This window comes from Mesorhizobium sp. M7A.F.Ca.AU.001.01.1.1 (assembly GCF_004022735.1).
GTDB classification, from domain to species: domain Bacteria; phylum Pseudomonadota; class Alphaproteobacteria; order Rhizobiales; family Rhizobiaceae; genus Mesorhizobium; species Mesorhizobium ciceri.
Genome location: NZ_RZPF01000316.1, coordinates 1 through 7,023, shown reverse-complemented (window position 1 = coordinate 7,023; position 7,023 = coordinate 1). Strand labels below are relative to the sequence as shown.

Annotated in this window: 5 protein-coding genes; 3 read left to right on the top strand and 2 right to left on the bottom strand. The window is 63.6% G+C overall.

The genetic code is table 11. From position 1 onward, the window contains the following. Positions 1 to 19: 19 nt before the first annotated feature. Entirely contained in the window at positions 20 to 4,678 is a 4,659-nt protein-coding gene (locus tag EN884_RS19505; RefSeq protein ID WP_245491951.1) for an NAD-glutamate dehydrogenase, read from the bottom strand. Between the two features lie 136 nt (positions 4,679 to 4,814). Between EN884_RS19505 and EN884_RS19500 the strand changes: the two genes are divergently transcribed. Both EN884_RS19500 and EN884_RS19495 read left to right on the top strand, forming a co-directional pair. Continuing rightward, on the top strand, positions 4,815 to 5,378 hold the full coding sequence (locus EN884_RS19500; protein WP_063169467.1) for a peroxidase-related enzyme: 564 nt from the start codon (positions 4,815 to 4,817) through the stop codon (positions 5,376 to 5,378). A gap of 138 nt (positions 5,379 to 5,516) precedes the next feature. After that, complete coding sequence (locus EN884_RS19495) at positions 5,517 to 5,840, top strand: hypothetical protein (RefSeq protein ID WP_013529006.1); 324 nt, start codon at positions 5,517 to 5,519, stop codon at positions 5,838 to 5,840. 9 nt (positions 5,841 to 5,849) lie between these two features. Here the strand turns inward: EN884_RS19495 and EN884_RS19490 are convergent, their stop codons facing one another. Then, positions 5,850 to 6,464, bottom strand: a complete 615-nt coding sequence (locus tag EN884_RS19490) for a LysE family translocator (protein ID WP_024504201.1) — start codon at positions 6,462 to 6,464, stop codon at positions 5,850 to 5,852. Between the two features lie 394 nt (positions 6,465 to 6,858). Here EN884_RS19490 and EN884_RS19485 point away from each other — a divergent pair. Next, the coding region (locus EN884_RS19485) for a DUF1062 domain-containing protein (RefSeq protein WP_128360687.1) at positions 6,859 to 7,023 on the top strand (165 nt) is incomplete at its 3' end.

Here is a 7,023-nt window from a genome sequence, read left to right as displayed (position 1 = left end):
CGCCATCGGACTACTACGATCAGCTGGCGCTTTCGCGCGCCACCGCGATGCCGCGCCGTGCCGCATCGATCGTGTCGGTGGCGCGCGAAAGCGCCAGCTGATCGTAGTAGTCCGATGGCGTGATCGAGCGTGCGGCATCCTCGACACGCGGAATGCGGAAGGCATCGCTGACGGCGAAGAACGCCTTGGCCGCGGCGACGATATCGGCGCCGGCGGTGCGCGCCGTCAGCGCGATGTCGGGGATGAGTTCCGCCACCTCGCTCAGTGCCAGCTGCCCGGCCAAGCTTTCCGGCGCGCCGGCCTTGAACAGCCCATGCCGCTTCTCCTCGATGCGCTCGCGTGAAAAGGCCGGCAGCAGCGAAACGAGCTTGGGCTCCAGCGCCTTGCGGGCTTCCTGCAACTCGGCAATGCGCTGGCTGAGGGGTGCCGTGCCGGCATCGTTCTTCAGATACCAGCCGCTGGTCACATAGATCAGCCGGCTGACCATCTGATAGAGATCGAGCTGCACCTGGCCGTCGATCTGGTTGTCGAGCGCGTCGATCTCGCGATAGAGCGCCGGCAAGGCAAAACCGTCACGCACCACCGCGAAGGTCCGCACCACGTCGGCGGCGGTGCGCCCGGTGGCCTCCTGCAGCCGGTTGACGAAGGATGGGCCGCCGCGATTGACCAGATCGTTGGCGACGACCCGTGTGATGATCTCGCGGCGCAGCCTGTGGCCATGGATCTCGGCGGCGTATTTCTTCGCCATCTGGTCGGGAAAATAGCCCATCAGGTCGCGGTCGAAATGCGCGTCATCAGGCACGTCGCTGGCGACGATGTCGGAAAACAGCACAATCTTGGCATAGGCGAGCAGCACGCCGAGTTCGGCTCTGGTCAGCGGTTCGCCACGCGCTTCGCGCTCGGCCAGCGCTGCCGGCGACGGCAGCGTCTCGACGGCACGGTCGAGCAGGCCGCGCGCCTCCAGCGCCGTCATGAAGCGGCTCTGATGCGCGATGTCGGCGAGGCCGCGCTTGCGGGCGATCGAAAGCGCCAGCGTCTGCTGGTAGTTGTTGGACAGCACCAGCGAGCCGACCTCCTCGGTCATCTCGGCCAGCAGCTTGTTGCGTGCCGGGCGTGTCAACGACCCCTTGCGCATGGCGGAAGCCAGCGCGATCTTGATGTTGACCTCGACGTCGGAGCAGTTGACGCCGCCCGAATTGTCGATGGCGTCGGAGTTGCAGCGGCCGCCATTCATGCCGAACTCGATGCGCGCCCGCTGCGTGACGCCGAGATTGGCGCCCTCGCCGATCACTTTCGCCCGGACGTCGAGCGCGGTGATGCGAATGGCATCGTTGGCGCGGTCGCCGACCTCGGCATTGGTCTCGGTCGATGCCCTGAGATACGTGCCGATGCCGCCGAACCACAGAAGATCGACCGGCGCTTTGAGGATGGCGGTCATGATCTCGACCGGCGTGGCGGTGGTCTTGGCCAGGCCGATCGCCGCCGCCGCCGCCGCCGGCAAGGTGATCGATTTCTGGTTGCGCGAGACGATGATGCCGCCTTCCGACAGTTTCGTCTTGTCGTAGTCCTGCCAGCTCGAACGCGGCAGCGCGAACATGCGCTCGCGCTCGGCCATCGAGGCTGCCATGTCGGGATCGGGATCGATGAAGATGTCGCGATGGTCGAAGGCCGCGATCAGCCGGGTTTTCGGGGACAAAAGCATGCCGTTGCCGAACACGTCGCCCGACATGTCGCCGACCCCAACGACGGTGAAGGACGAGGTCTGGATGTCGCGGTTGATCTCGCGGAAATGCCGCTTGACCGCTTCCCAGGCGCCCTTGGCGGTGATGCCCATCTTCTTGTGGTCATAGCCGGCCGAGCCGCCGCTGGCGAAGGCGTCGTCGAGCCAGAAGCCGTGCTTCTCCGAGATCGCGTTAGCGGTATCGGAGAAGGTCGCCGTGCCCTTGTCGGCGGCAACGACGAAATACGGATCGTCCGGGTCGCGTCTGATAACGCCGGCCGGCGGGATGACGCCGTCGAGGCCGATATTGTCGGTGATCGACAGCAGGCTGGAGACGAAGTTCTTGTAGGCCGAAGTACCGGCCTCGAAGATCGCGTCGCGGCCAGCGCTCATCGGCAGCTTCTTCGGATAGAAGCCGCCCTTGGCGCCCACCGGCACGATGACGGCATTCTTGACCTGCTGTGCCTTGACCAGGCCGAGCACCTCGGTGCGGTAGTCCTGGGCGCGGTCGGACCAGCGCAGGCCGCCGCGCGCCACCGGACCGAAGCGCAGATGCAGACCTTCGACCTCGGAGCCGTAGACGAAGATCTCCCGCCACGGCCGCGGCGCCGGCAAGCCCTCGACCGCGTGCGAGTCCAGCTTGATCGCCAGCGACTGGCCCTTTTCTTTCGTATCGGCAACGAAATGATTGGTGCGCAGCGTGGCTTCGATCAGATTGAGGTAGCGCCGGATGATGGTGTCGTCGTCGATGTTCGGCACATCCTCCAGCGCATCCTTGATCTTGGCCTTGAGATGCTTTGCGGCCACCACGCCTTCGGTCTCGGCTGTCGGGCCAAGCCGGGCGATGAACAGCGCATGCAGGCCACGCGCTATGTCGGGATAGCGGTTGAGCGCGGCGGCGATGAAATCCTGGCTTTGCGGAATGCCGACCTGCTGCAGATAACGGCCATAGGCGCGCAGGATGGTGATCTCGCCAGACCACAGGCCGGCGGTCTGGGCGAGGCCGTTATAGCCGTCATTGTCGACGTCGCCGCGCCAGACGGAGAGGAACGCATCTTCGAACAGCGCGCCGCCATCGGTCAGGTCGATCGGCTGGCCGTAGCTGTTCTCAAGCTCCATGTCATGAATAAAGACTAAGCCGGGCCGATCACTATTGATCGTGCCGACCTGGTCGTCGCCGACCTCGAAAGTGCGCTCGCTGATGACGCGGAAGCCGATGTTTTCCAGCACCGGCACGCGGCGCGACAGCGCCACCGGGCTGCCGTGGTGATAGATCTTCAGCGATGCCTGGTGCGGCTTCTGCTCGGCATGGCGATAATAGTCGATGGCGATCGGATTGCCGGCGCTGATCTTGGCAATGCGCCCGGCATCGGCCAGCGCCACCGCCGCGCTGAACGAATCGCGGTAGCTTTCCGGCAGCCGCGCGGCAATCGCCTTCAAAGCCTGGTCGCCGCCACTGGCCTCGGCCGCATCGGAAAGGGCGTCCTCCCAGGTACGCACGATGTCGCGGATCGCCGCCTCTATCGTCGCTTGCTCGACCTTCGGCGTCTTGCCGCCGGAGCGGCCGATGATGAAGTGCACGCGCGCCAGCCCGCCCTCGGGAAAGGCCGGGTAGTAGGCCGACAGCCGGCCTTCGAATACGGTTTTCAGATAGGAGCCAATCTTCTCGCGCACGACGCTGTCGTAACGGTCGCGCGGCACGAAGACGAGGATTGAGACGAAACGGTCGAACTGGTCGGCGCGCACCAGCGCCCGCACGCGTGGCCGCTCGACCAGGCCCAGAATGGCGGCGGCATGTTTGCGCAGGATCGGCACCGGCACCTGGAACAGCTCGTCGCGCGGATAGCTTTCCAGCACGTTGATCAGCGCCTTGCCGGAATGATCGTGCCGGTCGAAGCCGGACTTGGCGATGATGGTTTCGGCCTTGGACCTGAGATACGGGATCTTCATCACCGAGCGCGTGTAGGCGGTCGAGGTGAACAGGCCGACGATGCGCAATTCGCCCGCGAGCGTACCCTTGGCGGTGTAGGTCTTGATGCCGATGTAATCGAGATAGATGCGGCGGTGCACGGACGACTTGGCATTGGCCTTGGTGACGATCAGCGGCTCCGGCCCATGCAGGAAGGCGCGGATCTCCGGCGTCGTCGTTACCGCTTCGGTGCCGCGCCTGAGCACCAGCACGTCGGGATCGGACAGGATGCCGAGGCCAGGCTTTTCAGCGCGCTCCAGCGTGCCGCTTTCCTCGCCGCCGGTGTATTTGAACTCGCGCATGCCAAGGAAGGTGAAATTGTCGTCGCGCAGCCACTCCAGGAAGGCGAGAGCCTCGGCAACGCTCTTCTTGTCGAGCGGCACGGCCGTATAGCGGAATTCCGAGATCGCCTGATCGAGGCGGGCCAGCATTGGCCTCCAGTCGTGAACGGCGGCATGAACCTGGCCAAGGATCTTGCGCAGCCGCTCGCTCAATCCGCTCGCCTGCTCGGATGTCAGCCGCGGGATGTGGACATGGATGACGCTCAGCCGGTCGTGGCTGCCATCGTCCTTGGCGAAATTGCCGTCGCCGAGGATTTCTTCCACGCCGCCCTTGCCGTGGCGCACGACGATAACCGGATGGGTGACCAGGGTCGGTTCGCCCGATGTCTCGGTGATCTCGCCGAGGATGGAATCGAACAGGAACGGCATGTTGTCGTTGACGACCGTGACAACCGTCATCGGGCGGCCGTCTCGCACAACGCCCGAATCGGCATCGACGGCGACGACGCACTCGCCTTTCCTGTGAGTGGCGACTGCCTGGCCGGCGAGATCGGCAGCCCGCTCCAGGTCGGCCACATCGTAGGGAGCAATGTCTTCAGCTGGCGCGCGGGCGAGCAGATAGTCTGCAAGCCTGGCTGGCCTTTCCTCCGCTTTAAGCGCTGCCGTGGCTTTTTTCTTCGGCTTGCTCGCGGATTTCACGCTGGCCATGACGCACGTCCCTCCCGTCGAATGCTTTTACGACTATGGTAGCAGATGACCGCTGTTTGGCGACAAAGGTTTGACGGCTTGCCAAGAATTATCGGAATTTGGCGACAAGATGCCGCGCAACGAGGAGAAATGACCCATGACCGGCAAAATCAGCGCGCTTGATCTTGGCCAGGGAGAGCTGAGCGAGGCGACAAAAACCTATTTCGCCAAATGCGAGGAGAAGCTCGGCCTCGTCCCCAACGTGCTCAGGGCCTATGCCTTCGACGACAAGAAGCTGCGCGCCTTCACCGACATGTACAACGATTTGATGCTGGGTGAGTCCGGCCTGTCGAAGCTGGAGCGCGAAATGATCGCGGTCGCCGTCTCCTCGATCAATCATTGCTACTATTGCCTGACCGCGCACGGCGCGGCGGTGCGCCAGCTCTCCGGCGATCCGGCGCTCGGCGAAATGATGGTGATGAATTTCCGCGCCGCCGATCTTTCGCCCAGGCAGACGGCAATGCTCGAATTCGCCGTCAAGCTGACGCAAGAGCCGGCCAAGATCGTCGAGGCCGACCGGGGCGCGCTGCGTCAGGCCGGCTTCACCGATCGCGACATCTGGGACATCGCCTCGACCGCTGCCTTCTTCAACATGTCGAACCGCGTGGCCGCGGCAATCGATATGCGGCCGAACGACGAATACCACGCCATGGCAAGGTGACGGATTGCGGCAGGATCCAGACCGGGGCGTTATATTAGCAGTGTCGCATTCTCGTTGCTTGTTTGCCGGTTTGGTCCGATGATCGGCAGGCGGCATGACCGCATGCCGGTTCGATGCCGCTCACCAAGGGAGGAGAACATGGCGAAGTATCTCTACGTCTATCATGGCTCGGGCAAGATGCCGACCGACGAGGCCGAGCGGAAGGCCGCAATGGACGCCTGGAACGGCTGGTACGGCAAGCTCGGCTCGGCTGTGGTCGACGGCGGCAATCCGGTCGGCATGTCGAAGATGGTGCTGCCCGGCGGCAAGGTCGAGAACAATGGCGGCAGCAATCCGGCCGCCGGCTACACGATCGTCGAAGCGAAAGACATCGACGATGCCGTCGCCAAGGCCAAGGACTGCCCGATCCTGATGAACCCGGCCTTCAGCGTCGAGATCGCGCCGATCATTGAAGTGATGTGACGCGCCGGCTCAGGACCGCGTCGCTATGGCGGCCGCCGCACCGGCCATCGTCGTGGCGCTGATGCGATTGGCGATCTTCATGGCGCGCTTGCTCTTCAAAAGCTTGCGCGCCTGTGATGCGGCGAGCACCCAGGCGAGATCGATGGCGACCAGCACCACGGCCATGGTCGCCGTCAGCTCGACCCAGCCGACGATGCTGACCGAAGCGAGGTCGATGATGGTCGGCAGCAGCGCCAGGTAGAACATCATGATCTTGGGATTGCCGAGCGTCACCGCCATGCCGGCGAAGAACAGTTTTATCGCCGAATCCTCGCGCGGCATCTCGCCCTCTTTTGCATCGACAGGCGCGGTCCACATCTTCCAGGCGAGGTAAGCGAGATAGGCAACGCCGACCCATTTCACCACGACGAAGGCGAAATGGAAGGTCTGCGCCACGACAGCCAGCCCGAACACCGCCAGCGATAGCCAGATGCCCTCGCCGATCCACATGGCGAGCAGGAACGGGAACACGTCGCGAAACCCTTTCGAGATGACGCGGGCGACAAGCGCCGCGATCGATGGCCCAGGCGAGCCCGCGGCAACGAACAGAGCGGCGGCGAAAATCAGGAGCGAGGTGGGGTGCATAACCGGGTCTCTGGTTGAAAACCTTCGATTTCGGATATTAACGCAAGTGGCTCGGCTGCGGTAGCACCGACAAAAGACCCTTGTCGGTCCGGCATGTCGCGGCTAGAAAGGCCACCGCAAAACATTTTTGAGCTTCACTTTGCCTACGTAACCGCCGGTCTCGCCAACTCCCCCGACACACTGCATGACACCGCATTTGCGGTATCTGTTTTCATGTTCATGTGTTCTTCTGGGCGGCGGTTCGAGACCGGTTTGGCACTGCTGAACCGTTGTTGCGCGCTGCCGCCCGTGACATCCGATTTCCAATCATAGCAAGCGACCGCCACGCCGCGCCCGCATGGGCATCTCGACATCGCCGGCCTGATGAACTTCCCGACGGGAAGGGCTTATCGGCATGTCTGGACTTCTGCGTATCCACTGGGCAATCGCACCCCAGACCGCACCTCGACCGCTCATCAATTGCAACCGCTGCGGCACCGTGAGGGCCTATTGCAGCAGCGGAAAGTTCCGCGTCAACGCCAATGGCAAACGCATCGACGTGTGGCTGATCTATCGCTGC

Excerpts from the sequence above, each read along its gene's own strand:
- EN884_RS19505 (WP_245491951.1), bottom strand. The coding sequence starts at position 4,678 with ATGGCCAGCGTGAAATCCGCGAGCAAGCCGAAGAAAAAAGCCACGGCA.
- EN884_RS19500 (WP_063169467.1), top strand. The coding sequence starts at position 4,815 with ATGACCGGCAAAATCAGCGCGCTTGATCTTGGCCAGGGAGAGCTGAGC.
- EN884_RS19495 (WP_013529006.1), top strand. The coding sequence starts at position 5,517 with ATGGCGAAGTATCTCTACGTCTATCATGGCTCGGGCAAGATGCCGACC.
- EN884_RS19490 (WP_024504201.1), bottom strand. The coding sequence starts at position 6,464 with ATGCACCCCACCTCGCTCCTGATTTTCGCCGCCGCTCTGTTCGTTGCC.